This window comes from Marinobacter pelagius (assembly GCF_900114925.1).
Taxonomy (GTDB): domain Bacteria; phylum Pseudomonadota; class Gammaproteobacteria; order Pseudomonadales; family Oleiphilaceae; genus Marinobacter; species Marinobacter pelagius.
Genome location: NZ_FOUR01000003.1, coordinates 415,505 through 442,227, shown reverse-complemented (window position 1 = coordinate 442,227; position 26,723 = coordinate 415,505). Strand labels below are relative to the sequence as shown.

Genomic DNA, 26,723 nt, shown 5'->3' with positions numbered 1-26,723 from the left:
TGGTAGAACCGGGTTATGTGGTAGTAACCACGCAGATTTCAGGGTTTCTCTATTCCACAATGGTTTCACATCGGAAACCGATCCGGAGAGAGACCATGAGTCATTTGATCGATAAACTGAACTACTTCAGGAAGAAGCGCGAGCCGTTCGCCAACGGCCACGGCGAAACCCATGACGTCAACCGTGACTGGGAAAACGGCTACCGCCAGCGTTGGCAGCACGACAAGATCGTGCGCTCCACCCACGGCGTGAACTGCACCGGCTCCTGCAGCTGGAAGATCTACGTCAAGAACGGTCTGGTGACCTGGGAAACCCAGCAGACGGATTACCCGCGCACCCGCCCGGATCTGCCCAACCATGAGCCTCGCGGCTGCCCTCGTGGCGCCAGCTACTCCTGGTACATGTACAGCGCCAACCGCCTGAAGTACCCGCTGATGCGCAAGCATCTCATGAAGCTCTGGCGTGCCGCCAAGGCCCAGCACAGCGATCCGGTGGAAGCCTGGACCTCCATCGTCGAGGATCCGAAGAAAACCGCCGAGTACAAGCCCCGCCGGGGCATGGGTGGTTTTGTCCGTTCCAGCTGGGACGAGGTCAACGAGCTGATCGGTGCCGCCAACGTCTACACCGCCAAGAAGGTCGGTCCGGACCGCATCATCGGCTTCTCTCCGATTCCTGCCATGTCCATGGTGTCTTACGCCGCTGGTGCCCGTTACCTGTCACTGATCGGCGGTGCCTGCCTGAGCTTCTACGACTGGTACTGCGACCTGCCTCCGTCCTCGCCGCAGACCTGGGGCGAGCAGACTGACGTGCCGGAATCCGCAGACTGGTACAACTCCGGTTATATCATCGCCTGGGGCTCCAACGTTCCCCAGACCCGGACCCCGGATGCCCACTTCTTCACCGAAGTCCGCTACAAGGGCACCAAGACTGTCGCCATCACGCCGGACTACGCGGAAGTGTCCAAACTGTCCGACGAGTGGCTGAACCCGAAGCAGGGCACCGACGCTGCTCTGGGCATGGCCATGGGCCACGTGATCCTCAAGGAATTCCACGTCGACCAGCCCAGCGAGTACTTCACCGACTACGTGCGTCGTTACACCGACATGCCGTACCTGGTGATGCTGGAGCAGAAGGACGACGGCAGCTATGTGCCGGGCCGCTTCCTGCGTGCCAGTGACCTGGTGGATGGTCTGGGTGAAGAGAACAACCCGGAATGGAAAACCATCGCCATTGACGAGAGCACTGGCGAACTGACTGCTCCGAACGGCTCCATCGGCTACCGCTGGGGCGAGAAGGGCAAGTGGAACCTGAAGCAGACCGCCAAGGACAAAGACGTCAACCTGCAGCTGTCCATGGTCGAGAAGAACGACGAAGTCGTCGATGTCGCTTTCCCGTACTTCGGCGGTATCGAGCACGACCATTTCCAGCACGTCGAGATCAAGGACATCCTCAAGCACAAGCTGGGCACCCGCAAGGTCAAGCTGGCGGATGGTTCCGAGGGTCGCGTGGTCACCGTCTATGACCTGATGGTTGCCAACTACGGTATCAGCCGCGGTCTGGGTGACGACGACGGTGCTACTTCCTATGACGAAGTGAAGCCCTACACCCCGGCCTGGCAGGAAAAGATCACCGGCGTACCGGCCGAAAAAGTGATCCGCATTGCCCGTGAGTTCGCCGACAACGCCAACAAGACCAGGGGTCGCTCCATGGTCATCGTCGGTGCCGGTATGAACCACTGGTACCACATGGACATGAACTACCGCAGCCTGATCAACATGTTGATCATGTGTGGCTGTGTGGGCCAGAGCGGTGGTGGCTGGAGCCACTACGTGGGCCAGGAAAAACTGCGTCCGCAGACCGGCTGGCAGCCGCTGGCCTTCGGTCTGGACTGGCAGCGTCCGCCCCGCCACATGAACGGTACCTCCTTCTACTACGCCCACTCCGGCCAGTGGCGTTACGAGAAGCTGGGTGTCGACGAGATCCTGTCCCCGCTGGCGGACAAGTCCAAATTCGGTGGCAGTCTGATCGATTTCAACGTGCGTGCCGAGCGTATGGGCTGGCTGCCGTCAGCTCCGCAGCTGAACCGCAACCCGCTGACCATTGCCGCCGAAGCCGAGAAGGCCGGAGTGGAAGTGGCGGATTACGTGGCCCAGTCCCTCAAGGACGGTTCCCTGGCGTTCGCCTGTGAAGATCCGGACGCGAAGGAAAACCACCCGCGCAACATGTTCATCTGGCGTTCCAACCTGCTGGGTTCCTCCGGCAAGGGCCACGAGTACATGCTCAAGTACCTGCTGGGTACCAAGAACGGCCTGCAGGGCAAGGACCTGGGTGTGGAAGGCGGCGCCAAGCCGCAAGAGGTCAAGTGGCACGACGAGGCGCCGGAAGGCAAGCTCGACCTGCTGGTGACCCTGGACTTCCGCATGTCCACTACCTGCCTGTATTCCGACATCGTTCTGCCGACCGCAACCTGGTACGAGAAGAACGACCTGAATACCTCCGACATGCACCCGTTCATCCACCCGCTGACCGCCGCCACCGATCCCGCGTGGGAAGCGCGCAGTGACTGGGAAATCTACAAGGGTATCGCCAAGTCCTTCTCCAAGGCGGCCGAGGGCCACCTGGGTGTCGAGAAAGACGTGGTCACCCTGCCGTTGCTGCACGACGCACCGGCCGAACTGGGCCAGGCCTTCGACGTCAAGGACTGGAAGAAGGGTGAATGCGACCTGATCCCGGGCAAGACTGCGCCCAGCTTCATCACCGTTGAACGGGACTACCCGAATACCTATGCCCGCTTCACTTCGCTTGGCCCGCTGATGGACAAGCTGGGTAACGGCGGCAAGGGCATCAACTGGAACACCGAGAAGGAAGTCAACTTCCTGAAGGACCTGAACTACACCCACATCGAGGGTGCCAACGCCGGTCGGCCGAAGATCGACTCTGCCATCGATGCGGCAGAGGTGATCCTGACCCTGGCGCCGGAGACCAACGGTCAGGTAGCGGTTAAGGCCTGGGGTGCGCTGTCGGAAATGACCGGCCTGGATCACACCCATCTGGCGAAGAACAAGGAAGAGGAGAAAATCCGCTTCCGGGACATCGTGGCGCAGCCGCGCAAGATCATCTCCAGCCCGACCTGGTCTGGCCTGGAAGACGAGCATGTGTCCTACAACGCTGGTTACACCAACGTCCATGAGCTGATCCCCTGGCGCACCCTGACCGGCCGTCAGCAGTTCTACCAGGATCACGAGTGGATGCGTGCCTTCGGCGAGAGCCTGCTGGTGTACCGCCCGCCGATCAACACCAAGGCAGCGGCGCCGATGCTTGGCAAGAAAGCCAACGGCAACCCGGAGAAGGCACTGAACTGGATTACACCGCACCAGAAGTGGGGTATCCACAGCACCTACAGTGAAAACCTGCTGATGCAGACCCTGTCCCGTGGTGGCCCGATCGTGTGGCTGAGCGAGGACGACGCCAAAGAGATCGGCGTGGAAGACAACGACTGGATCGAACTGTTCAACGTCAACGGTGCCATCGCGGCCCGGGCGGTGGTCAGCCAGCGGGTCATGCCCGGCATGGTGATGATGTACCACGCCCAGGAACGCCTGGTGAACATCCCGGGTTCCGAGATTACCGGCACCCGTGGTGGTATCCACAACTCGGTCACCCGGGTGTGCCCGAAACCGACCCATATGATCGGTGGCTACGCCCAGTACTCCTACGGTTTCAACTACTACGGCACCGTAGGTTCCAACCGGGACGAGTTTGTGGTGGTCCGCAAGATGAAGAACGTGGACTGGCTCGACGGTGAAGGCAATGACTATGCTCAGGAGGCTGTAAAATGAAAATCCGTTCCCAAGTCGGCATGGTGCTGAACCTGGACAAGTGCATTGGTTGCCACACCTGTTCCGTCACCTGCAAAAACGTATGGACAAGCCGTGAAGGCATGGAATACGCCTGGTTCAACAACGTCGAGACCAAGCCCGGTATCGGCTACCCGAAAGAGTGGGAGAACCAGGACAAGTGGAAGGGTGGCTGGATGCGCACCCGTTCCGGCAAGATCCAGCCCCGCATCGGCGGCCGCTTCCGGGTACTGGCGAACATCTTCGCCAACCCGGACCTGCCGGAGATCGACGACTACTACGAGCCGTTCGACTTCGACTACCAGCACCTGCACACCGCCGGTGACAGCAAGGATCAGCCGATCGCCCGTCCGCGTTCGCTGATCTCCGGCGAGCGCATGAAGAAGATCGAGTGGGGCCCCAACTGGGAAGAAATCCTGGGTACCGAGTTCGCCAAGCGCCGCAAGGACAAGAACTTTGACCAGGTTCAGGCGGACATCTACGGCCAGTTCGAGAACACCTTCATGATGTACCTGCCGCGCCTGTGCGAGCACTGCCTGAACCCGGCCTGTGTCGCCAGCTGCCCGAGCGGTGCCATCTACAAGCGTGAGGAAGACGGCATCGTCCTGATCGACCAGGACAAGTGCCGCGGCTGGCGGATGTGTGTCTCCGGCTGCCCGTACAAGAAGATCTACTTCAACTGGAAGACCGGCAAGTCCGAGAAGTGCATCTTCTGCTACCCGCGGATCGAAGCCGGCATGCCCACCGTGTGTTCCGAGACCTGCGTAGGTCGGATCCGCTACCTGGGTGTTCTGCTGTATGACGCTGACCGCATCGAGGAAGTGGCCAGCGCCCCGGGCGAGCACGAGCTGTACGAGAAGCAGTTGGAAATCTTCCTGGACCCGTTCGACCCGAAAGTGATCGAGCAGGCGAAGAAAGATGGCATCCCGATGAATGTCATCGAGGCCGCCCAGCAGAGTCCGGTCTATAAGATGGCGGTGGACTGGAAGCTGGCTCTGCCGCTGCATCCGGAATACCGCACCCTGCCCATGGTCTGGTACGTGCCGCCCCTCAGCCCGATCCAGTCCGCTGCTGAAGCCGGCAAGGTCGAGTTCGACGGCGTGCTGCCGAAGATCGAAAGCCTGCGGATCCCGGTCAAGTACCTGGCCAACCTGCTGACTGCCGGTGATGAGAAGCCCATCGTTCTGGCTCTCAAGCGGATCATGGCCATGCGCCTGTACAAGCGCGCCGAGACCGTGGATGGCAAGGAAGACCTGCGGGCCCTGGAAGAAGCCGGGCTGACCAAGAAACAGGCCGACGAAATGTACCGCTACCTGGCGATCGCCAACTACGAGGACCGCTTCGTGATCCCGACCAGCCATCGCGAGCTGGCCAAGGAAGCCTTCCCGGACGCGAATGCCTATGCCGAGCGCGGCGGCTGCGGTTTCAGCTTCGGTGATGGCTGCAGCGGTGGCGACAGCGACTTCAGCCTGTTCGGTGGCAAGAAGCAGACCACCAGCATGGTGCAGAAGCTGGCCACGGTGAAGCAGGTCGACCCGAAACAGCTGCAGGAATAAGGAGGCCAAGATGCAACTTCTCAAAGTACTGGCACGGGTACTGGAATACCCGACCGAAGAACTCCAGGCCTCCAAGGACGCCCTGGTAGCCGCTGTCCTCGAGGACAGCCGGCTGCCCCGGCAGAACAAGGAGCAGCTGCTCACCTGCCTTGACCGGCTGTGTGACGGCGACCTGATGGACCTGCAGGAAGACTACGTGGGCATCTTCGACAAGGGCCGGGCTACCTCCCTGCTGTTGTTCGAACACGTTCACGGCGAATCCCGCGACCGCGGCCAGGCCATGGTGGACCTGATGGAAGAGTACCGCCGCAACGGGCTGGAAATCGACGCCCGCGAGCTGCCGGATTACCTACCATTGTTCCTGGAATACCTCTCCACCCGCCCGTGGGAGGAAATCCAGAACTGGCTCGAGGATATCCACCACATCCTGGGCCTGCTGGGTGAACGTCTGTTCCAGCGCCAGAGCTTCTACCACGTGGCCATGGACTCGTTGCTGGTCCTGTCCGGTCGCAAGGCCGACCGCCAGGAACTGGCAAAGATCGTGGCCTCCGAAGAGCGCGACGATACCCCGGAAGCCCTGGACAAGGTCTGGGAAGAGGAAATGGTGAAATTCGTGGATGACCAGGGCAGTTCCTGCAGCACCGGTGGCGTGGTTGGACAGCGCCGCCGCGAACTGGAACAGACCCAGACCATTCACCTGAGTGATCAGCTGATGACGGACGCCACACCCCGTCCGGCAGGGCGCGCCTGAGGCGCAGGAGGAAAAGACGATGTCCTATATCAATACACTCTTGTTCGGGGTTTACCCCTACATCGCCCTGATCGTACTGTTTGTCGGTACCTGGGCGCGCTATGACCATGGCCAGTTCACCTGGAAGGCTCACTCCAGCCAGATGCTGCGCAAGAAAAACATGATAGTGGCCTCTGTGCTCTTTCACGTAGGAGTATTGGTGGTTTTCTTTGGTCACCTGGTCGGTCTGCTGACACCCCACTGGGCCTATGAATGGTTGATGACCCCGGGCCAGAAACAGGTGATGGCCATTGTGGTTGGCGGCATCGCCGGCGTGATGGCGATCATCGGTGGCGGAATGCTCGCCTACCGCCGCATGACTGACCCGCGGGTACAGGCCAGCAGCACCTTCGCTGACAACATGATCATCATCATCCTGGTGATCCAGCTGGCCCTCGGCCTGCTCACCATCCTGCCCACCATGGGCCACCTGGATGGTGCCACCATGCTCAAGTTCACAGCCTGGGCGCAGGGCATCTTCACCCTGCAGGGCTCTGGCGTGGCGGACTACATCGCGGATGTGAACTGGATCTACAAGACCCACATCTTCCTGGGCCTGACCATCTTCGTACTGTTCCCGTTCACCCGCCTGGTGCACATGCTGAGCGTGCCGGTGGAGTATTTCGGACGGAAATACCAGGTGGTGCGCAAGCGGGCCTGAGTCTGAGATGAAAAAGGGGTCAGATGAAAGCGTTCATCAGACCCCAACTTTACAAAGGTGAACACCATGCAACTGATCCCCACTGGCGAAGCCGACAAGCCCAGAAACCAGTTCCCGCCGGTTTACGTGGGCGAAACGCTGATTCCGGAAGACGACATCGCCCGGGAAATGCAGCACCACCCGGCGGAAGAAGTGGCAGAGGCCTGGCACGAAGCCGCCAAAAGCCTCGTCATCCGCGAACTGCTCCTGCAACAGGCCGCGCTCCTGAAGCTGGACGACATTGAAGACGAAGAAGACCGCATCGCCCGCGTCCTGGAGCTGGAACTCAACGTCCCGGACCCCACCGAGGAAGACTGCGAACGCTTCTACGCCGCCAACCCGGCCCGCTTCCGCAGCCCGACACTGATGGCCGTCAGCCACATCCTCCTCGCCGCCGCCCCGGACGACGTCCAGGAACGCATCCGCCAGGAAGAGGCCGGCCGCCAACTGTTGTCAGCCCTCCTGGATGGCCGCTCCCAGTTTGCCGAACTGGCCAAACAATACTCCGCCTGCGAATCCCGCCACCAGGGCGGCAGCCTCGGCCAGATCAGCAAAGGCCAGACCGTGGAAGAGTTCGAACGCCCGGTCCTCAGCCTCCAGGAAGGCCTGAACCCGGAACTGATCGAAACCCGCTACGGCTGGCACATCGTCCGCGTCGACCAGCGCATAGACGGTGAGCAATTGCCCTACGAGCACGTGAAGCCCCAGATCCGTCAATACCTGAGCGAAAGCGTGACCAGAAGGGCATTCCGGCAGTACCTGCAGGTACTGGCTGCGGAAACGGGTGTTGAAGGTGTAGATCTGGAACTGCCGGATTCTCCGCTGATGCAGTAAAGGCCACGCCCCCCAAACACTGGAGCCTGGTGGAGACCCCCTGTCCAAAACTGTGCGGAGCCATGGATGGCGGAGCCCAAGCGTCACAGGGACGTGCCGAAGGAGCGTGTTTTGGACAGGGGGGCTTCGCCAGGCTGTGCACCAGTTGTCGAGGGCCGCGGGACATGCCGACGCAACGCGTTTTGGCAAGAAACTCCCGTCCAGTCCGCGCCCTGATTTTACTTAAGTAGATAGCAAAACTAATCTTTGAGTTAAGTCAATTACTCAGGAATAACCACCCGAATACCCCCATCGGGGGAGCGATTTTCAACCAGTTTGCATCTACCATTTAAATCAAGATTTTGAATGCATGTATATGCAGAGGGACACTCACATGGCACTGATGCAATCAGCCGACACCCGCTACAGCAAACCCGTACTCGTAGCCGTCAACAAACCCTTTGATGACGAAGATGGCCTCCAGGCGCTGCGCAGCCACCCGCTGTTCCGCAACCTCCGGCCCCGGGATCTTGAAAACCTCATCCAGCAGTCCCGGCGGCTTCGCCTCGGCCACCATCAGCTGCTGTACCGCCAGGACATGCCGGCCCATCACTTCTTCTTCGTGATCTCCGGCCGCCTGCGCCTGTACCGCCTGGATTCATCCGGCATCGACCGTACCCTCGACAGCATCGCTCCGGGCGACTGCTTCGCCGAAGTCATGATCTACGCCGATCCGCCCCGCTATGCCTGCTACGCCGAAGCCCTGAAATCCAGCGAAGTGCTGATGATCCCGGTCAAAGCCTATCGCGAGCTGCTGGACCAGCATCCGGAGTACGCCCAGGCAGCCCTGAGCCACTACGCCAAGCGCGCCGTTACACGCTTCCACGACCTGGAAATCATGACCGTCCAGAACGCCCGGGACCGACTGATCCGCTACCTGATCGACCTGCTGCCCAACGGCACCGAGCAGGGCGGAGAAGTGGAGCTTCCGCTGCCCAAATGCCTGGTGGCCTCCAGGCTGGCCATGCAGCCGGAGACTTTCTCCCGGATCCTGGCCGACCTGAAATCCAACGGCCTCGTGCGGGTAAACCGGAGCAAACTGTTTATCTCCGATCCCCAGCGACTGATTGAAATCAGCCAGTAATTCATTGCCCTGAAGCCTCCAGGCTCTTCCAGAGGAGGATGTGTGAAACCGAGAAAGCAACGCCCGCTGATCTATTCCTGCTCCGGCTGCTCCGACGTGGCGCAGCTGGCCAACAACGCGGCTGTCCGCCTGGACCACGAAGGCAGCTTCGAGATGTCCTGCATCTCCGGAGTTGGTGGCAAAGTGCCGGCACTGGTGAAAACCGCCCAGTCCGGCCGCCCGATCACCGTGATCGACGGCTGCCCCCTGCATTGCGCCCGTGCCTGCCTGGAAAACGTCGGTGTGGAACCGGATGAACACGTCCGCCTGTACGAATTCGGCTTCAAGAAACACTACGGTCAGAGTTACGGTGACGAGGCGGTCGAGGAAGTCTGCGACGAAGTTCGCAGCCTTTCGCTCGGCGAACGACTGATTGCCCGCCAGGCGTAAGTCCCGGCGGACACCCCTTTCTTTTCAAGGAACACCCATGATCAGCAACTACCAGGATCTCATCCAGGCCACCCGCGAGCAGTCCGAACCCCAGCGTCTGTTGTTTGTCTTCTGCCGAGCGGAGCTGCCGGATGATGCCTCTGCAGAAGAAAAAGCCGCGTTCGAGCGCGGCGAGGGTGGCGCACTGACCCCCGTTATCTGCGTTGATAAAACCCCTGACGAAGCCCCCGAATTCAACGTGCTGGCCCAGGAATCACAAGCCACCGGCCAACCCTGGGACATGGTGTTCGTGGCTGCCATGTCCGGTCGCGGAGGTGTCGCCCCTTCCAGTGACGAGGCCCAGCAGCCCCTGACCATGATGGTAGAGGGCATCCGCATGGGTCACATCGGAAACTACCTGCCCCTGAACGGCCAGGGCGAAGCAATCGACCTGGGCTGAACCGAGCCCCGGTGGGCCTGACCCCCGGGGTGTATTCAATTAGGGGTATTTCCTTTCCATCAATAATTGACCAAGCTTTTGATATACCTATGGATATGGGGGCTCTCGTGGGCTTAGCAGTTCGAAGCTTTGCAGTATTTCTTTTTACCCTTGTCAGCACTGCCGTTCTGGCCATGCCAGTGGACCAGTACGAGCCCGTGGCTGGCCGGCAGGTGATCGAGCAGGCGTTGCCCTCGGTGACCGAGATGGTGCCGAGAGAAGGTAATCGCGCCATTCAGGAACTCTACGCCGGGGACGAACTGAAGGGTTACGCCTACCAGTCCCTGGATTTCGTGCAGACCCCTGCCTATTCCGGCAAGCCGGTCAACGCCATGGTGGTGCTCGACACCGAAGGCACTATCCTCGCCGCCAAGGTCATCCACCATGACGAGCCCATCCTGCTGGTAGGAATCCCGGAGAGCAAACTCCACATCTTTACCGACCAGTACGCCGGTCTCAAGGCTGATCAGCGGGTTACCGTGGGCGGCACCTCGAATGAGCGCAAGGTGGCCGTGGACGGACTGTCCGGCGCTACCGTTACAGTCATGGTGATCAATGAAGTCATCATGCGTACCGCCCACCGTGTCGGCGTTGAGCTGGGTATGGTGGAAGGCGGCGAAAAGTCGCGTCCGCCGAAGGCCACCGTCGACAAAGAAGCCTTCGAGCAGAAAAGCTGGACCGAGCTGACTGGTGACGGCTCCATTCGCCGGCTGCTGCTCACCAGGGGGCAGGTAGATGACTCCTTCAAGGGTACGCCAGCCGAAGGCGTCGACGCGGCTGGCAAGGGGCAGCGGGACAGGCCTCTGATCGACCTGTACACCGCCTACCTGGACGCTCCGACCATCGGCCGTAATCTGCTGGGTGAAAGCCAGTACCAGTGGCTGATGTCCGAACTGAAGCCGGGTGAGCATGCCATTGCCGTGATGGCCAATGGTAGATACTCCTTCAAGGGCTCCGGCTACGTACGCGGTGGCATCTTCGACCGGGTCCAGATTCGCCAGTTCGGTGACACGTTCAATTTCCGTGACCTCGACTTCTATCGGCTCAGCGATGTCTATGCCGAGGGTATGCTCGAGTTTTCCGAGATGGCGATCTTCATCATTCGCCAGCAGTACGACTTCGATCCGGGTACGCCCTGGACGCTTGAGCTCACCGTGAAGCGCCAGACCGGGCCGCTGGACAGCGAGTTCCAGGTATTCCCCCTCGAATACCAGCTGCCGGACCAGTATTACACCCGCCCGGAGCGGGTGGTCACCGAGGAAGAGTGGCTGGAGTCCCAGCCCATGTGGGTCCAGGTGTGGTACCAGAAGGAGTTCCAGATCATTGTGCTGGCCCTGGGCATCGGTGTGCTGCTGTTCATCCTGTTCTTCCAGGACTGGCTGGTGAAGAAGCCGAAGATGATGCGCTGGATCCGCCATGCCTTCCTGACCTACACCCTGTTCTTTATCGGCTGGTATGCCCTCGGGCAGCTATCCATTGTCAACGTGCTGACCTTCGTGAACAGCCTGATCAGTGGTTTCAAGTGGGAAACCTTCCTGATTGATCCGGTCATTTTCATTCTCTGGGCCGTCGTGGCCGGCATCATCCTGCTGTGGGGGCGGGCGGTCTACTGCGGCTGGCTGTGTCCGTTCGGGGCACTGCAGGAACTGCTCAACGAGATCGCCCGCAAGCTCAAGGTGCCCCAGTACACCGTGCCGTTTGCCGTGCATGAGCGGCTGTGGGCGATCAAGTACATCATCCTGCTGGTGCTGTTTGGCGTGTCCCTGGAGTCCATGGCCACCGCAGAAAAACTGGCCGAGGTGGAGCCCTTCAAGACTGCCATCACGCTCAAATTCGACCGGAGCTGGCCGTTTGTGACCTATGCGGTGCTGTTGCTGGTGGTCAACCTGTTCACTCGCAAGGTTTTCTGTCGCTACATGTGCCCGCTGGGCGCGGCCCTGGCCCTGCCCACGAAGCTGCGGGTGTTCGACTGGCTCAAGCGCCGGAAAGAATGCGGCAACCCCTGCAGGCTGTGCGACCACGAGTGTGAAGTCCAGGCGATCCATCCGGACGGGCACATCAACTACATGGAATGCCACTACTGCCTGGACTGCCAGATGACCTATTTCGATGACCACAAGTGCCCGCCGCTGATCGTCAAGCGTCGCGGTAAACGCCGTGGCCACAATGCACCGGGCCATCCGGAGGAAATCCCCGTGGTTCAGGTGTCCTGAGCAGTCCCAAAAAAGAAAACATGAGAAGCAAAAACCGCCATAACCAATAACGGAGTTGGATGTTATGAAAAGAAGAGATGATCTGACCAAGGATACGCCGGAGCTTCCGGAAAGCGGCCAGAGCCGCCGCCGGTTCATGGGTGCTGCGGCACTGGCCGGTGTCGCCGGTGCTACCGGTCTGGGTACTGCGGTGATGAGCCGTGAGTCCTTTGCTGCCGCCGCCAAGGAGGCTCGCAACAATGCTGTGGTCCATCCCGGTGAACTGGATGAATACTACGGTTTCTGGAGCGGTGGTCACCAGGGCGAGGTGCGCGTATTGGGCGTGCCGTCCATGCGCGAGCTGATGCGGATTCCGGTCTTCAACGTGGACTCGGCCACGGGCTGGGGTATCACCAACGAGAGTAAGGAAATCCTCGGCGGCGACCAGCAGTTCCTGAACGGTGATTGCCACCACCCGCATATTTCGATGACCGACGGTCGTTACGATGGCAAGTACCTGTTCATCAACGACAAGGCCAACACCCGGGTAGCGCGGATCCGTCTGGATATCATGAAGACGGACAAGATCACCCACATTCCGAATGTGCAGGCGATCCACGGTCTGCGTCTGCAGAAAGTGCCCCGTACCAAGTACGTTTTTTGCAACGCCGAGTTTGTGATCCCGCAGCCGAACGACGGCAGCGAGTTCAGCCTGGAAAATAGCTACACCATGTTCAACGCCATTGACGCGGACACCATGGAAGTGGCCTGGCAGGTGATCGTGGACGGCAACCTGGATAACACCGATGCCGACTACACTGGCAAGTACGCCGCTTCCACCTGCTACAACTCCGAGAAGGCGGTGGATCTGGCCGGCACCATGCGCAATGACCGCGACTGGGTTGTGGTGTTCAACGTTGAGCGCATCGAAGCGGCGGTGAAAGCCGGTAACTTCAAGACCATCGGTGACTCCGATGTACCGGTGGTGGACGGCCGCGGCGATTCCGAGCTGACCCGTTACATCCCGGTTCCGAAGAACCCGCACGGTCTGAACACCTCTCCGGATGGCAAGTACTTCATCGCCAACGGCAAGCTGTCTCCGACCTGTTCCGTCATTGCCATCGACAAGCTGGATGACCTGTTCGACAACAAGATCGAACTGCGGGACACCATTGTTGCCGAGCCGGAGCTGGGCCTCGGGCCGCTGCACACTACCTTCGACGGTCGTGGCAACGCTTACACCACGCTGTTCATCGACAGCCAGGTGTGCAAGTGGAACATTGCCGATGCCATCAAGCACTACAATGGCGAGGACGTGAACTACATCCGCCAGAAGCTGGACGTACATTATCAGCCGGGCCACAACCACGCGTCCCTGACCGAGTCCCGGGATGCCGATGGCAAGTGGCTGGTGGTTCTGTCCAAGTTCTCCAAGGATCGCTTCCTGCCGGTAGGCCCGCTGCATCCGGAGAACGACCAGCTGATCGACATTTCCGGCGAGGAGATGAAGCTGGTGCATGATGGCCCGACTTACGCCGAGCCGCACGATTGTATTCTGGTGCGTCGTGACCAGATCAAGACCAAGAAGATTTACGATCGTGATGATCCTTTCTTTGCCTCTGCGGTTGAGCAGGCGAAGAAGGATGGTGTGACCCTGGAGGCCGATAACAAGGTGATCCGTGACGGCAACAAGGTGCGTGTTTACATGACCTCGGTTGCGCCGCAGTACGGTATGACCGAGTTCAAGGTCAAGGAAGGGGATGAGGTCACGGTGTATGTGTCCAACCAGGACACTATTGAGGATGTGACCCATGGTTTCTGTATGGTGAACCATGGTGTGAGCATGGAGATCAGTCCTCAGCAGACGGCTTCGGTGACCTTTACTGCCGGTAAGCCGGGTGTGTACTGGTACTACTGCAACTGGTTCTGTCATGCGCTGCACATGGAGATGGGTGGTCGCATGATTGTTGAGAAGGCCTGATAGGCTACTCTTTCGCCGGGACTCCTTTTGGGGTCCTGGTGATTTCTGACTTCGGAGAAGCAACCCAAGAGGAAAGCCCTTTCCAAAACACGCTCCTGGCGGCACGTCCCTGTGACGCTTGGGCTCCGCCATCCATGGCTCCGCACAGTTTTGGAAAGGGCTTTCCTCTTGGCTTGCCAAGCTTGAGTGCAGTCCTCTGCCATTCTTTTCGTTTCTAGAGAGACATTGATGTATTCACTTTTGCGTTATGGAGTGGCCCTGTCAGTCGCTCTTTTATCGCTGACCGCGAACGCGGACCTGCAAGACGAACTTGATGCCCTGGAACCGGGCGCGTCCTATGAGCTTCCTCCTGAGCAACTTTCGCCTCTGGCTATCCGGGTGCCCGGTGTCACCGTGTCTTGTCATCCCGATACCGTCATTGATGGCGGGGGGCAAGGGAACGCCGTGGATATTGTTGCCGAGGAGGTGACGTTTTCCGGTTGTACGGTGCGTAACTGGGGTGAGGACCTGAACGAGCTGGATGCGGGGATTTTTGTGGCCCGGGAGGCTCGGGGGGCGGTTATCGAGAATAATCGCTTGCAGGGGCCGGCTTTCGGGGTGTGGTTGGATGCGACGCCGGATGTGACGGTGCGAGGGAATGTCATCCGTGGCGAGACGCGGTTGAGGTCGCAGGATCGGGGCAACGGGATTCATCTGTTCAATACCACCGGAGCGTTGATCGAGGGGAATGATATCCGTCAGACCCGGGATGCGATTTATATCGAGACGGCCAATAACAACACGATCCGGGGTAATGAGATGGCGGATCTGCGTTATGGCATCCATTACATGTATTCGATGAATAATCTGCTGGAGGATAACGTTACCCGCGGCACGCGGACCGGGTATGCGTTGATGCAGAGCAAGCGGCTGAAGGTGTTCAACAATCGGTCGGTGAATGATGAGAACTATGGGATTCTGATGAATTTCATTACCCAGTCGGAGCTTCGGGGCAATGTGGTGACCGGGGTGTCCGAGGGCAAGACCGGTGGGGTGGCGATTTCCGGGGCCGAGGGGAAGGCGGTGTTTATCTATAACTCGCTTTATAACACCTTCGAGGGTAATTATTTCGCGGACAGTAACATCGGGATTCACCTCACGGCCGGTTCGGAGGATAACCAGGTGTTCGGCAATGCCTTTGTGAACAACCAGCGCCAGGTGAAGTATGTGGCCACCCGGACCCAGGAGTGGTCGAAGGAGGGTGAGGGCAATTTCTGGAGTGATTATCTGGGCTGGGACCGGAACCAGGACGGGGTGGGGGACGTGCCCTATGAGCCCAATGACAATGTGGACCGGCTGCTGTGGAAGTATCCGGAGGCGAAGATTCTGATGTTCAGCCCGGCGGTGGATACCCTGCGCTGGGTGCAGGATGCGTTTCCGGTGGTCAAGGCCGCCGGAGTTGCCGATTCCCATCCATTGATGCGACTTCCCGCTGATCTTCAACCGGAGAGCTGATGAGCTGTTTTCGTCTTGAAAATGTGAGTTACCGGTACGACAAGAGCCTGGTACTGCATGGCATTGATCTGCGTCTGGAGCCGGGCGAGATCCTGGGTCTGTTCGGCCATAACGGGGCGGGCAAGACCACCTCGATCAAGCTGATTCTGGGGCTGATGCAGCCGACCCAGGGTACGGTGTCCGTTCTCGGGGGTCAGGCCGGGGATCCGCAGGTGACCCAGTACATCGGGTATTTGCCGGAGAATGTGATGTTCTACCCGCAACTGACCGGCCGGGAGATTCTGAGTCATTTTGCCCGGCTCAAGGGTGCGTCCTTGCGCCAGGTGCCGGCGCTGCTGGAACAGGTGGGGTTGGGCGATGCCATGGATGCCCGCACCAAGACCTATTCCAAGGGGATGCGCCAGCGTCTCGGACTGGCGCAGGCGCTGCTGGGTAAGCCGAAACTGCTGATGCTGGATGAACCGACGGTGGGTCTGGATCCGGTGGCTACGGCGGATCTGTACCGGTTGCTGCGGGATCTGCGGGATGAGGGCACGGGGATTGTGCTGTGCTCCCATGTTCTGCCCGGTGTCGAGCCATACATCGATCGCGCTGCGATTCTTACCGAAGGCTCCCTGAAGGCCGCCGGGGATCTGGCAGCGTTGAGGCGGCAGGCGAACATGCCGGTGACGCTATCACTGGATCCCGCCCACAGTATCTCGGCACTGGAAAAGGTGATCGACAGCGCCGCGACCAGCAGTGGCCTGATGATCAAGACTGACAACGGGCGGCTGCGAGTGGATGTGCAACCGAGGGAGAAAATGGCCTTGCTGCAAACGGTAATGGCATCGGGTGAGGTGGCGGATGTCAGTATCCACCAGCCGAGCCTGGAGGATATCTATGTGCATTTCATCGGCTCGGGTGGCCTGGCCCACCGGGGAGGCAGCCAATGAACAGTATTTGGACCATTGCCCGCAAGGAACTCAGTGACAGCCTGCGCAACCGCTGGCTGATGGCCATTTCCCTGGTGTTCGCCACCCTGGCCCTGGGCATTGCCTGGTTCGGCGCTGCCGCTTCCGGCCAGGTCGGCTACGCGTCCACGCCGGCCACCATTGCCAGCCTGGCCAGCCTGGGGATCTTCCTGATCCCGTTGATCGCGCTGCTGCTGGCCTACGATGCCATCGTCGGGGAAGAGGAGGGCGGCACCCTGCTGTTGCTGATGACCTACCCGCTCAGTCGCAGCCAGTTGCTGCTCGGCAAGTTTCTCGGCCATGGCCTGACCCTGGCCCTGGCTACCCTCATCGGCTTCGGTGTGGCTGGAGTCGCCATTGCATTGTTGGTGGAGGATGTCGCGATCACCAACCTGGCCGTCGCCATGTTCCGCTTTATCGCCTCCACTGTGCTGCTGGGCTGGGGCTTCATCGCGCTGGCCTATGTGGTCAGTGTCCGCGTCAGCGAGAAACCGATTGCCGCCGGTCTGGCGCTGGCGATCTGGTTCTTCTTTGTGCTGATTTTCGATCTGATGCTGTTGGGCACCCTGGTCGCCAGTGAGGGCAAGTTCAACGCCGAGCTGTTGCCCTGGTTGCTGATGCTCAACCCGACCGATATCTACCGCCTGCTCAATATTGTTGCCTTTGGAGATACCGGCCAGCTTAGCGGTGTTCTCAGTCTTGGCGCCGATCTGCCCATCGGTGCCGCCGGCCTCTGGATCGGCCTGGTGCTGTGGTTTGCCATCCCGCTGGCGGCTGCCCTGTTACTTTTCCGAAATCGTCGTATCTGAACGGAGTTATCATTGATGAACCGAACCAAATTGAACTGGCTCCTTGCCGCCCTGGCTGCCATAACCCTCACCGCCTGTTCGGGTAATGAGGAACAGGCCACGGCCAAACCCGACCCGGTGCACTTCGAAAGCGGCGACGAATGCCACGTCTGCGGCATGGTGATTACCAACTTCCCGGGCCCCAAGGGTGAGGCCATCACCGAGAAGGAGCAGCACGTTCGCAAGTTCTGCTCCACCAAGGACATGTTCGCCTGGATGCTCCAGCCGGAGAATGAAAACCGTGATCATACACTTTACGTCCACGACATGGCCCAGACCGAGTGGGAGAGCCCCGATGACGCCGCCCTGATCGATGCCCGGGATGCCTTCTTCGTGGTCGGCTCAGACCGCACCGGTGCCATGGGGCCGACCCTGGCCTCATTCGCCACCGAGGATGCTGCCCATGGTTTCATGATGGAGCATGGTGGGGAGGTTCTGAAATACAGCGAGATCACCATGGAACACCTGAACACCGGTGCGGCCATGGACGAGATGAGCGGGATGCATGAGATGGGGGCGATGGAGGCCGAAACGGCAGAGCACTCCATGTGAATGAAAATGGGGTCAGATGAAAGCTTTCATCTGACCCCGTCTTTAGCAGGACTATTGCTAAGGGCTTGGATGAGCCGGTGAGGGCCCCCTTCCAAAAATGTGCGGAGCCATGGATGGCGGCGCCCAAGCGCCACAAGGATGTGCCGCAAGGAGCGTTTTTTGGAAGGGGGCCCTCATCGGCTCCACCTCCCAAACAAAAAGGCTGGGCGGCAAAACGAAGAGGTTCGCTCAGCCGCCAGTCATGTTCATAAACCGCAGAATCTGCACATCCCCATTACTCGAGAAGTGATGACGCTCCGGCTTCAGATCCATGGCGTTGATGATGGTCTCGCGCAGTTTGTCGTCGGTCACCGGGTTACCGCGCAGCACGCGACGCAGATCAACCGAGTGCTCATTGCCCAGGCACAGTAACAGCCGGCCTTCGACCGTTACCCGCACCCTGTTACAGGTGGAGCAGAAGTTGTGGGAATGCGGGGAAATGAAGCCGACCTTGATCGGGCTGTCCGTCATCCGGTAGTAACGGGCCGGGCCGCCGGAATCCTCGGTGGCCGGGACCAGTTCGTGGGTCTTCCGGATAATGTCCCGGACTTCCTCGCTGGTACACAGGGCCAGGCCCCGGTCGTGCTCGGAGATTTCGCCCAGGGGCATTTCCTCGATGAAACTGATATCCACCTGCTTCTTGCGGGCGAATTCGATCAGCTCCGGGATTTCCTCGTCATTGCGGCCCTTCATCACCACGGTATTGAGCTTGATGCCCCGGAACCCGGCTTCGCGCGCGGCATCAATGCCATCCAGGACGTGGCTGAGCTTGCCGGTGCGGGTGATGTTGTGGAATTTCTCGGCATCGAGGGAATCGAGGCTGATATTCAGCCGGTGCATGCCGGCCTTGCGCAGGGGCTCGGCCATGGTGGTCAGCTGGCTGCCATTGGTTGTCATGGCAAAGTCCCGCAGCCCGTAGGTGCCGATTTCCTTCACCAGCTCCAGGATATCCTTGCGAACCATGGGTTCGCCGCCGGTGAGGCGGATTTTTTCAGTCCCCAGCGAAACGAAGTTGCGCGCAACGCGGGCGATTTCTTCCAGGGTCAGTACCTGCTGGCGTGGGAGGAACGTCATGTCCTCGGCCATGCAGTAGACACAGCGGAAGTCACACCGGTCGGTGACGGACAGGCGCACGTAGTTGACGGTGCGGCCAAAACGGTCTGTCAGTTTGCTCTGGGGCATCGGGTTGATCCTGTTACCGCTTGTTTTTTGATCTGAGTATAGACCAAGTATTGCAGATTGGATCAACTATTCCGATACCCCTCGCGAGGTAAGCCTAGGCGGACAGCCCGTCGATGCGGGCAAAAAGCACGTTGTTCTCCGTGTCGATGTGGTCCCTGAGGTCTTGTCGGAACTGCCCGATTTCCTCATAGAGCCTGCGCCAGGTATTGCAGGCACCCTCCGGCAGTCGCAGTTGATTGGTCAGCTTCTCGAGCCGGGCGAGGGCGGCGGCATGATCGTCATGTTCGGAGCGCATGACCGAGATCGGACCGCGTGCCATGCCCGAGATTCCCCGCACGATCATCGGGAACAGGATCTGCTCTTCCTTGGCCATGTGGTTTTCCAGTTCGGCCTGCATGGCCTCGAGGTGGGCGCTCAGGCCGGTCGGGCAATCGGGGTGGCCACTGTGAACCCGCTCCACCCGCTGGGCCAGACGGATCATTTCCGGTAACTGGTCCCGGTGGGTGTCGTGGTAGCGGTTCAGGATGTGCTCGATGAGTTCCTCTTCGGTGGCTTCTTCAACCCAGGTTTGAGGTGTCATGGCATTTCTCCTTTACATTTAAATCAAGTGAATCTTTTTGGGTGAAAATCAGGAACTTCTGTCTGTTTCCGGGATCTCTGTGGGATCACCAATGGGGACAAGGGTTGAAACTTCTGAAAAGAAGTCTATAGAATACATATTAAAGATGTATTCTGGAGGTTTCAAATGGAAAAGCTGCTATTCAGGGCGAACAGTGCGATGGTCTGGTCACTTCTGGGGCTGCTGCTGACGGTGCTGGTGGCTTATCCCCTGGCCCGTTACTTTCCCATGGCCATCCAGATCCTTGCTCATGTTGGCACTTTACTGTTCGCGGTGGGCGTCAAGGTGGCCTATGTGGCGCGGCTGGTTTTCCTGAGCCGGTTGGGGAGACCCGTCCATTGAATGAAGGTAGAATGGATGCAGTTATGAATCATAGCGGGGGCCCCGTCATGGGCGAGCCTTCCGGGAAAACCGGATTTAGGATTCTGGCGTATATCTCTGCAGGCCTGGCGGTGGTGGGTGTGGTTCTGCCTTTGCTGCCCACCACCCCCTTTGTCCTTTTGGCTGCGTTTTTTGCCAGCAGGGGGTCACCGGCCTTTGCCCAGTGGCTGGATGCTCATCCGCGGTTCGGACCGGCAATTGATAACTGGCGTCGCCGTCGGGCGGTGCCGGTCAGTGCCAAGGTTCTGGCCTGCAGCATGATGGTATTGAGCTGGGCCATGTTATTGCTGATGGGAGCTTCCCTGATGGTATTGGGTATCGTGGGTGCCTGTTTGGCTGCCACGGCCTGCTATCTGCTGACGCGACCGTCCTGTTGAACAAATTTTATTTAAACTGGAGCACTGAATGCACATCACCCGTTATACGGATTATTCACTTCGCGTGCTGATTTACCTGTCGGCGCAGGGTGATCGTCTGGCAACCATCCAGGAAATTGCCGACAGTTATGATATATCCAAGAACCACCTGATGAAGGTGGTGCACCAGCTCAACAAGAAAGGCTATATCGAGACCATTCGTGGCAAGAAGGGTGGCATGCGTCTGCACATGGCGCCGGAGGACATCAATGTCGGGATTCTGGTCCGGGAGACCGAGCAGGACCTGAGCATTGTCGAGTGTTTTTCGTCGAAGAATGCCTGCAAGATCACGCCGGTGTGTGGCCTCAAGTCCATGTTCAACGAAGCGCTCAAGGCCTTCCTCGAGGTGCTGGACCAGTACACTCTGGCCGATGTGATCCAGGATCAACACCGGCCACAGTTGCTGCGCCTGCTTCAGATTGCCTGAGGGGCGCTTCCGCCTTCCAGCCGGGTGCGAACCCGGTCCGGGAGGGAGTAGCGGAAGATCCGGTTGAGCACGGTGCCGTACTGCTTGGCGAAACTGCCCGTGTTGTACGGAATGCCGTGTTTGCGACAGACCGCCTGCACCTTCTCGGAAATCTCCGGGTACCGGTGGGCCGGCAGGTCAGGGAACACGTGGTGCTCGATCTGATAGCTCAGGTGCCCGCTCAGGATATGCAGCCAGCGCCCGCCGGTGAAGTTCGAGGAGCCGGTCAGCTGGCGCAGGTACCAGTGCCCCGTGCTTTCACCTTCGCACTCCGCCTCGGAGAAGGTTTCCGCATCCTGAGTGAAGTGGCCGCAGAAAATTACCGTGGATGACCACAGGTTGCGGATCAGGTTGGCTCCGATGTTGCCGGCCAGCACGATCGGTGCAACCGGCAGGGTCAGCAACGGAAAGAACACATAATCCTTGAACGCCTGCCGACCGCCCTTGCGGGCAAAGTCCCTCAGAAACGGCAACTTGTCCCGCCAACGGATCTCGCGCCGACGCAGTTTCTCGCTTTCCAGCTCGTGCAGGCCCACGCCCCACTGGAACAGCACGCTCAACAGGATGTAGTTGATGAACTGGAGGCTGTGCCAGGGCTTCCACTCGTCCTCGTCGCTCAGGCGCAGTACCGCGTAACCGTAATCCCGGTCCTTGCCGATGACATTGGTGTAGGTGTGGTGCTCGTAGTTGTGGGTCCGGCGCCAGGAGTCGGCGGTGCAGACCGTGTCCCACTCATAGGTCTGTGAATGCAGGTTCGGGTCATTCATCCAGTTATACTGGCCGTGCATGACATTGTGGCCGATCTCCATGTTCTCGAGGATCTTGGCAACCCCCAGTGACGCGGTTGCGGCCACGAAGACCGGCGGAATGAACCCAAAGGGCATCATCACCCGGCCGCCGATTTCCAGGGTCCGGTGCAGGCGGATGATGCGGCGAATGTACCGGGCATCACGTTCGCCCAGGTCCGCCAGTACCTCGTCACGGATGGCGTTGAGATCCTGCTCCAGTTCCTGCAGTTGGGTCTCGTTCAGTTTCTTCATGGCAAACTCCTTGCAGCAGTACAAAGAAGGTAAAGGCTGCGTTGATTCGGATAACTGGGTTTAAACGTCGACAGAGACCGGCCCCCGGGGCACGGAAATACAAAGCTGGACGTTTTCCTCGCCGGCCCCGGAAACCTGGCCGGTCAAACGGTTGATCACGGTGCCGCTGGTCTTGCGGCAGCTGCACTGGTGGCAGATGCCCATGCGACAGCCGTATTGCGGCTTCAGGCCGGCGGCTTCGGCGATCTCCAGCAGGTTGGCATCGCCCTCGGAGCCCACCTGCACATCACTTTTGGCAAACGTTACCTGGCCGCCAAGCCCGGCGCCTTCCAGTTGCGCCGGCGCCGGTGGGGCAAAGAAGGTGCTGTGGATCCGGTCGTCGGTGACTCCCCGCTGATGCAGCAGCTCACCGGCCAGGTCCATCAAACCCTTGGGGCCGCACAGATACACCTCACGGCTTTTCAGGTCGGCTATCTCATCGAGATCCTCGCCCCTGAAAAACCGGGGTTCCTCGCTTTCATTGGTGGCGATGACCTGAACCCTCAGTGTCGAATGACGGGACGCCAGCGCCCGGAGTTTCTCCCCCGCGATGACATCCCGATGGGTGCGCACGAAATACAGCAGCGTGACCGGCGCCGGGTAATCCTGTGCAGCCATGGTTTCCAGCTGACTGACTACCGGTGTGATACCGCTGCCGCCGGTAATGAACAGGACCGGTTGAGCGGGCTCGGGGATCAGGAATTCGCCAAAGGCCTCACCCAGACCAATCACCTGGCCGGGTTCGACCTGGTCATGGAGCCAGTTGGTCACCAGTCCGCCGGGCAGGCGCTTGATGGTCAGGGTCACCAGGCCCTGGCTTTCCCAGAGCAGGGGAGAGCTGGACAGGCTGAAGGTGCGGTTACGGCGAACGCCGTCGATCTCGGTACAGATGTTCACGTGCTGTCCGGCCCGGAAGCCGGTCCAGCGTCGTGCCGGTCTCAGCACGAAGGTTCGGGTGTCGGCTGTTTCCTGAATTACCTGCTCGACCCGTGCCGGTGTGTACGCCTGTACCCACATGGGGTTGATCCTGGCCAACACCGGGTCCAGCCAGGATTCCGGATTGTCCTGGTTCGACAGCTGGCGGCCCAGCCAGTGTATGGTCTTGCTCTGTATCACTCTCGCTAACATGGTGGTGCTCTCCATGGAATCCCAGGTACTCATCTATGTTGATGTGTACACTTGTTCACTAATGTGTACGACTGTACACACGGAGATTCCGGGAGACAATCCGGGATGGTGAGTTGGCTCAGAATGACAAGTCCGGGCGACTTTCTTCGGGTCAAATGTGTACACTCGTGAACACGAAGAACAGATGGCGCGGCAGGACATGGCAGAACGACAACGACGAAAGCCCGGGGAAACCCGGGAAAAACTGATGGGCGCGGCGCTGGCCCTGGTGGGCAAGGGCCGGCACTTTGCCAGCCTCGGGATCCGGGAGGTGACGCGGCAGGCGGGTGTAGTGCCTACCTCGTTTTACCGGCATTTCCGGAACATGGACGACCTGGGGCTGCAGTTGGTGGATGAGCTGGGGCTGGTCTTGCGCCGGATGATGCGGGAGGCCCGCGCCAATGTGCTTCAGTCGGACAAGCTGATCGAGGAATCGGTGGGCATCTTCGTGGCCCATGCCCGGACCAACCGGAACTTCTTCATGTTCATGGCCCAGGGACTGGCGGGGGAGAGCCGGGCAGTGCAGGAAGGCATCCGCAGTGAAATGCGTTTCTTTGCCAGTGAGTTGGCCAATGACCTGCGCCGGCTAAGGTTGATGGATCATCTGAGCGATGCGGATCTGGATCTGACCTGTGACCTGGTGGTGCGTACCGTCGCCTTCAGCCTGACCGACCTGCTCAGCGTCTCTCCGGACGACGACTACCAGATCGGTCAGATCCGGAAACGGACGACCCGTTTCCTGCAGATGATCTTTGTCGGCGCCGGCCACTGGCAAAGTGACGGCGCCTGAGTTTTTCTCGACTTACTTGCTGGCGGTCGCCGCTTTCTTCCGCCGGCCGGCGGTTTTCGGCTTCGGCGGCAGGATCAGATCCTCGATCTCTTCCAGCGCCTCACCGGTGTACACCGCCAGTTTCTGCATGCTGGGCAGGGTATCCCGGCAGCCGGTATAGCCGAAGTTCAGCGATCCGGCATAGCTCAGGCAGGTAATATTCAGCGCCCCGCCATGGGCGATCAATGACACCGGGTACATGGCCTCGAGCCTCGCGCCCTCATAGTAGAGGGTTTGCTGCGGGCCCGGCACATTGGAGATGGTGACGTTGAACACCGGCCGCATGCGCCCGCCAAGCCCGGACATCAGTTGCAGGATGTACGGCGACATCAGCATCATCGTGTACTGGGTCAGGGCACTGCGCGGCAGTTTCTGTAGATGCTCCTTGGCACGGCGGGTGGAGGTCTTGATGTTCTGCAACCGGGTCAGCGGATCGGGCTCGTCGGTTGCCAGGGAGGCAATCATGAAGCTGATCTGGGTGCCGGTACCCTCGTCATCCGACGGCCGGATATTCACCGGGATGCCCGCGGTGAGCGGAATGTCCGGCAGTTGGTCCTGCTCCACCAGGAACCGGCGCAGCGCCGTTCCGCACAGGTAAAGGACGATATCGTTCAGGGAGCCGCCGGATGCGTGGGCCAGGGCCTTGAGCCGGTCCAACTGATAGTGCTGAGTCGCGAAGCGGCGTTGGGGTGTCACCCGGTGATTGAGGATCGAGACCGGTCCGGTAAAGGGCGCGGTCAGGCCGTCTCCGGGATGGCGCACCGAGTGTACGAGTCTGTTGCCGGCCTGCCAGAGTCTCGGTGCCATGTCCGCCTGGAGTTTCAGGGCATCCATGGCCTGGGAGACCGCGGCAGGAATGGTGGCTTCCTTGTCGGTCTTGCTGCCCCTGCGGCGCTGTGGTTTCACCGACCAGGGCGGAGCCATATCGCGCCGGTCAGGATCGGTGGTCAGCACCCGCTGCATCAGACGCACACCGCTGATGCCGTCGATCATCGAATGGTGCATCTTGGTGTACAGGGCAAACCGGTTGTTCTCCAGACCCTCGATCACATGGCATTCCCACAGCGGCCGGGAGAAATCCAGGGGATTGGAGTGCAGGCGGGATACCAGGATGCCCAGTTCCCGCTCGCCCCCAGGCCGTGGCAATGCCGAGTGCCGGACGTGGTAATCCAGGTCGATTTTCTTGTCTTCCACCCAGTACGGGGCAACCAGCCGGCCGAGAAAGCCGGACCAGGCAAGCTTGTAGCCCCAGGGCGAGGCGATGTCGCCAGCTTCTTTCATGCGGGTGACCATATCCCGCAGGAAGGTCTCGGGAGCGCCCTCCGGCAGTGAGAAGATCTGCAGGGTACCCACGTGCATCGGGGTGTCCTCAGATTCCACGGCCAGCCATGAGGCATCCAGTGTTCCCAGACGTTTCATTCCTTGTCGTACTCCACCAAAGTAAGGGATTTTTAGTTGTAGGTAGAAAGTATACTGATAATGGACCGTGTTCACGATTCAGGGTGCTATAAAGTTCCCTGTTCAGAGAGATTTTTTTCATTTCGTCCGGGGAGAGTTTCATGCAGTTTCTCAATGGCATAACCCTGTTGCTGGTGTATCAGTTGGTCGGAGAGGTCACCGTGCGATTACTGGGGGTGCCCATTCCCGGACCGGTGCTGGGCATGGTGATGCTGTTCATCACCCTGTGGATTCGCGGCAGCACGCCGGAATCGGTGGAAACCGCCTCCACCGGCCTGCTCAGCCACCTGTCCCTGCTGTTTGTACCGGCGGGCGTAGGCATGATGGCGCACTTCAGCCGGATTGCCGACGAGTGGCTGCCCATTACCCTGGCGCTGTTGCTCAGTACCATCATCACCATGGTGGCCACAGCCCTGGTAATGCAGGTGACCACCTGGTGGCTGGTGGGTTCGGCCGCAAACGAGGAGCAAAACCATGAATGATCCCGGGCTGAAGGATATCTGGGTCTACCTCTCGGCATCGCCGCTGCTGGGACTGACCATCACCCTGGTGGCCTATGGTCTGGCCTACCGGCTTTACCTGCGCACTAATTCCAACCCCCTGGCCAACCCGGTAGTAACGTCCGTCGCCATGCTTATCGGCCTGCTGCTGCTGACCGGCACCTCCTACAACGATTATTTCGAGGGTGGCCAGTTCGTTCACTTCCTGCTTGGCCCGGCCACGGTGGCGCTGGCGGTGCCGCTGTACCAGCAGTTCTCCCGGCTGCGCCAGCTCTGGATGCCGGTCACCATCTCGCTCCTGTGTGGTGTAGTGATTGCCGCTGGCAGCTCGATCTGGCTGGCGCGGATCTTCGGTGGCTCGTTCGAGATCCAGATGTCTCTGGCACCGAAATCGGCCACGGCGCCGGTGGCCATGGGCATCTCCGAGAAAATCGGCGGCCTGCCGTCACTGACGGCGGTGCTGGTAGTGATCACCGGGATCACGGGGGCGGTGCTCGGCACCAAGCTGTTCGAGTGGATCCGGGTGAAGGATGACACCGCCAAGGGCATCGCCATGGGCGTGGCGGCCCACGGGATCGGCACGGCCCGGGCGTTCCAGGTCAGCAACCAGATGGGCGCCTTCTCGGGATTGGCCATGGCACTGTCCGCATTTGCCACCGCCTTGTTGGTGCCCTGGCTGGTTGATCTGCTTGAAGCCTGGATCCCCGCCTGATTCTGCTACTTTGGAACCACTACCAAGATCCTATAAAAAGCAATTTAAATGTTTATTTAAGAATGGCCTTCCGATGGGTTGAATGGGATGA

Annotated in this window: 25 protein-coding genes; 20 read left to right on the top strand and 5 right to left on the bottom strand. The window is 59.8% G+C overall.

What is annotated here, in order from left to right:
* Nucleotides 1–95 precede the first annotated feature (95 nt).
* From BM254_RS09090 to BM254_RS09025, 14 genes are all read left to right on the top strand, one after another.
* Nucleotides 96–3,839 carry a nitrate reductase subunit alpha gene (locus BM254_RS09090; RefSeq protein ID WP_092001966.1) on the top strand — a complete coding sequence of 1,248 codons (3,744 nt, stop codon included), beginning with the start codon at nucleotides 96–98 and terminating at the stop codon, nucleotides 3,837–3,839.
* Nucleotides 3,836–5,413 carry a nitrate reductase subunit beta gene (narH, locus tag BM254_RS09085; RefSeq protein ID WP_092001963.1) on the top strand — a complete coding sequence of 526 codons (1,578 nt, stop codon included), beginning with the start codon at nucleotides 3,836–3,838 and terminating at the stop codon, nucleotides 5,411–5,413. Before BM254_RS09090 ends, narH begins: the two co-directional genes overlap by 4 nt.
* Before the next feature lie 10 nt (nucleotides 5,414–5,423).
* Entirely contained in the window at nucleotides 5,424–6,164 is a 741-nt protein-coding gene (gene narJ, locus BM254_RS09080; RefSeq protein ID WP_092001960.1) for a nitrate reductase molybdenum cofactor assembly chaperone, read from the top strand.
* A 19-nt stretch (nucleotides 6,165–6,183) separates the two neighbouring features.
* Complete coding sequence (gene narI, locus BM254_RS09075; RefSeq protein ID WP_092001957.1) at nucleotides 6,184–6,864, top strand: respiratory nitrate reductase subunit gamma; 681 nt, start codon at nucleotides 6,184–6,186, stop codon at nucleotides 6,862–6,864.
* Between the two features lie 66 nt (nucleotides 6,865–6,930).
* On the top strand, nucleotides 6,931–7,737 hold the full coding sequence (locus BM254_RS09070) for a peptidylprolyl isomerase (RefSeq protein ID WP_092001953.1): 807 nt from the start codon (nucleotides 6,931–6,933) through the stop codon (nucleotides 7,735–7,737).
* Nucleotides 7,738–8,110: 373 nt separating this feature from the next.
* Entirely contained in the window at nucleotides 8,111–8,860 is a 750-nt protein-coding gene (locus tag BM254_RS09065) for a Crp/Fnr family transcriptional regulator (protein ID WP_092001950.1), read from the top strand.
* Nucleotides 8,861–8,902: 42 nt separating this feature from the next.
* Nucleotides 8,903–9,289, top strand: a complete 387-nt coding sequence (locus tag BM254_RS09060; RefSeq protein WP_092001947.1) for a putative zinc-binding protein — start codon at nucleotides 8,903–8,905, stop codon at nucleotides 9,287–9,289.
* A 37-nt stretch (nucleotides 9,290–9,326) separates the two neighbouring features.
* The gene (locus tag BM254_RS09055; RefSeq protein ID WP_092001945.1) at nucleotides 9,327–9,728 is read left to right on the top strand and encodes a ribonucleotide reductase subunit alpha; all 402 of its coding nucleotides are present in this window, start codon (nucleotides 9,327–9,329) and stop codon (nucleotides 9,726–9,728) included.
* A gap of 173 nt (nucleotides 9,729–9,901) precedes the next feature.
* A complete protein-coding gene (gene nosR / locus BM254_RS09050; RefSeq protein ID WP_245777406.1) occupies nucleotides 9,902–11,980 on the top strand; it encodes a transcriptional regulator NosR in 2,079 nt (692 codons plus the stop codon).
* Between the two features lie 64 nt (nucleotides 11,981–12,044).
* Entirely contained in the window at nucleotides 12,045–13,940 is a 1,896-nt protein-coding gene (gene nosZ / locus BM254_RS09045; RefSeq protein WP_092001940.1) for a TAT-dependent nitrous-oxide reductase, read from the top strand.
* A 228-nt stretch (nucleotides 13,941–14,168) separates the two neighbouring features.
* A complete protein-coding gene (locus BM254_RS09040; RefSeq protein ID WP_092001937.1) occupies nucleotides 14,169–15,434 on the top strand; it encodes a nitrous oxide reductase family maturation protein NosD in 1,266 nt (421 codons plus the stop codon).
* Nucleotides 15,434–16,366 (top strand): ABC transporter ATP-binding protein, encoded by a 933-nt coding sequence (locus tag BM254_RS09035; protein ID WP_092001935.1) that lies wholly within the window; start codon nucleotides 15,434–15,436, stop codon nucleotides 16,364–16,366. The genes BM254_RS09040 and BM254_RS09035 overlap by 1 nt, the downstream gene beginning before the upstream one ends.
* Nucleotides 16,363–17,193 carry an ABC transporter permease gene (locus BM254_RS09030; protein WP_092001932.1) on the top strand — a complete coding sequence of 277 codons (831 nt, stop codon included), beginning with the start codon at nucleotides 16,363–16,365 and terminating at the stop codon, nucleotides 17,191–17,193. The genes BM254_RS09035 and BM254_RS09030 overlap by 4 nt, the downstream gene beginning before the upstream one ends.
* Before the next feature lie 15 nt (nucleotides 17,194–17,208).
* Complete coding sequence (locus tag BM254_RS09025) at nucleotides 17,209–17,784, top strand: nitrous oxide reductase accessory protein NosL (RefSeq protein WP_092001929.1); 576 nt, start codon at nucleotides 17,209–17,211, stop codon at nucleotides 17,782–17,784.
* A gap of 228 nt (nucleotides 17,785–18,012) precedes the next feature.
* Here BM254_RS09025 and moaA read toward each other — a convergent pair whose 3' ends face one another.
* Together moaA and BM254_RS09015 are read right to left on the bottom strand one after the other, a co-directional pair.
* The gene (gene moaA, locus BM254_RS09020) at nucleotides 18,013–19,005 is read right to left on the bottom strand and encodes a GTP 3',8-cyclase MoaA (RefSeq protein ID WP_092001926.1); all 993 of its coding nucleotides are present in this window, start codon (nucleotides 19,003–19,005) and stop codon (nucleotides 18,013–18,015) included.
* A gap of 94 nt (nucleotides 19,006–19,099) precedes the next feature.
* Nucleotides 19,100–19,585 (bottom strand): hemerythrin domain-containing protein, encoded by a 486-nt coding sequence (locus BM254_RS09015; protein ID WP_092001922.1) that lies wholly within the window; start codon nucleotides 19,583–19,585, stop codon nucleotides 19,100–19,102.
* Nucleotides 19,586–19,750: 165 nt separating this feature from the next.
* On the opposite strand from BM254_RS09015, the gene BM254_RS09010 reads away from it, so the two are divergent.
* Genes BM254_RS09010 through BM254_RS09000 form a run of 3 tightly spaced genes read left to right on the top strand, consistent with a single transcriptional unit; the run spans nucleotide 19,751 to nucleotide 20,848 of the window.
* Nucleotides 19,751–19,966 carry a hypothetical protein gene (locus BM254_RS09010; RefSeq protein WP_092001919.1) on the top strand — a complete coding sequence of 72 codons (216 nt, stop codon included), beginning with the start codon at nucleotides 19,751–19,753 and terminating at the stop codon, nucleotides 19,964–19,966.
* Between the two features lie 23 nt (nucleotides 19,967–19,989).
* Nucleotides 19,990–20,382 (top strand): YbaN family protein, encoded by a 393-nt coding sequence (locus tag BM254_RS09005; protein WP_245777405.1) that lies wholly within the window; start codon nucleotides 19,990–19,992, stop codon nucleotides 20,380–20,382.
* Nucleotides 20,383–20,410: 28 nt separating this feature from the next.
* Nucleotides 20,411–20,848: an RrF2 family transcriptional regulator gene (locus tag BM254_RS09000; protein ID WP_092001912.1), complete on the top strand. Its 438-nt coding sequence runs from the start codon at nucleotides 20,411–20,413 to the stop codon at nucleotides 20,846–20,848.
* Here the strand turns inward: BM254_RS09000 and BM254_RS08995 are convergent.
* Both BM254_RS08995 and BM254_RS08990 read right to left on the bottom strand, forming a co-directional pair.
* On the bottom strand, nucleotides 20,836–21,927 hold the full coding sequence (locus BM254_RS08995; protein ID WP_092001909.1) for a fatty acid desaturase family protein: 1,092 nt from the start codon (nucleotides 21,925–21,927) through the stop codon (nucleotides 20,836–20,838). The two genes, BM254_RS09000 and BM254_RS08995, sit on opposite strands and share 13 nt — an antisense overlap.
* A gap of 60 nt (nucleotides 21,928–21,987) precedes the next feature.
* Entirely contained in the window at nucleotides 21,988–23,094 is a 1,107-nt protein-coding gene (locus BM254_RS08990; RefSeq protein WP_092002246.1) for a ferredoxin reductase, read from the bottom strand.
* Nucleotides 23,095–23,293: 199 nt separating this feature from the next.
* Between BM254_RS08990 and BM254_RS08985 the strand changes: the two genes are divergently transcribed.
* Complete coding sequence (locus BM254_RS08985) at nucleotides 23,294–23,923, top strand: TetR family transcriptional regulator (protein ID WP_092002243.1); 630 nt, start codon at nucleotides 23,294–23,296, stop codon at nucleotides 23,921–23,923.
* 12 nt (nucleotides 23,924–23,935) lie between these two features.
* Here the strand turns inward: BM254_RS08985 and BM254_RS08980 are convergent, their stop codons facing one another.
* Complete coding sequence (locus tag BM254_RS08980) at nucleotides 23,936–25,381, bottom strand: WS/DGAT/MGAT family O-acyltransferase (RefSeq protein WP_092001906.1); 1,446 nt, start codon at nucleotides 25,379–25,381, stop codon at nucleotides 23,936–23,938.
* 140 nt (nucleotides 25,382–25,521) lie between these two features.
* Between BM254_RS08980 and BM254_RS08975 the strand changes: the two genes are divergently transcribed.
* A complete protein-coding gene (locus BM254_RS08975) occupies nucleotides 25,522–25,902 on the top strand; it encodes a CidA/LrgA family protein (RefSeq protein ID WP_092001903.1) in 381 nt (126 codons plus the stop codon).
* Nucleotides 25,895–26,632 carry an LrgB family protein gene (locus tag BM254_RS08970; RefSeq protein ID WP_092001900.1) on the top strand — a complete coding sequence of 246 codons (738 nt, stop codon included), beginning with the start codon at nucleotides 25,895–25,897 and terminating at the stop codon, nucleotides 26,630–26,632. Before BM254_RS08975 ends, BM254_RS08970 begins: the two co-directional genes overlap by 8 nt.
* Nucleotides 26,633–26,723: the final 91 nt, after the last annotated feature.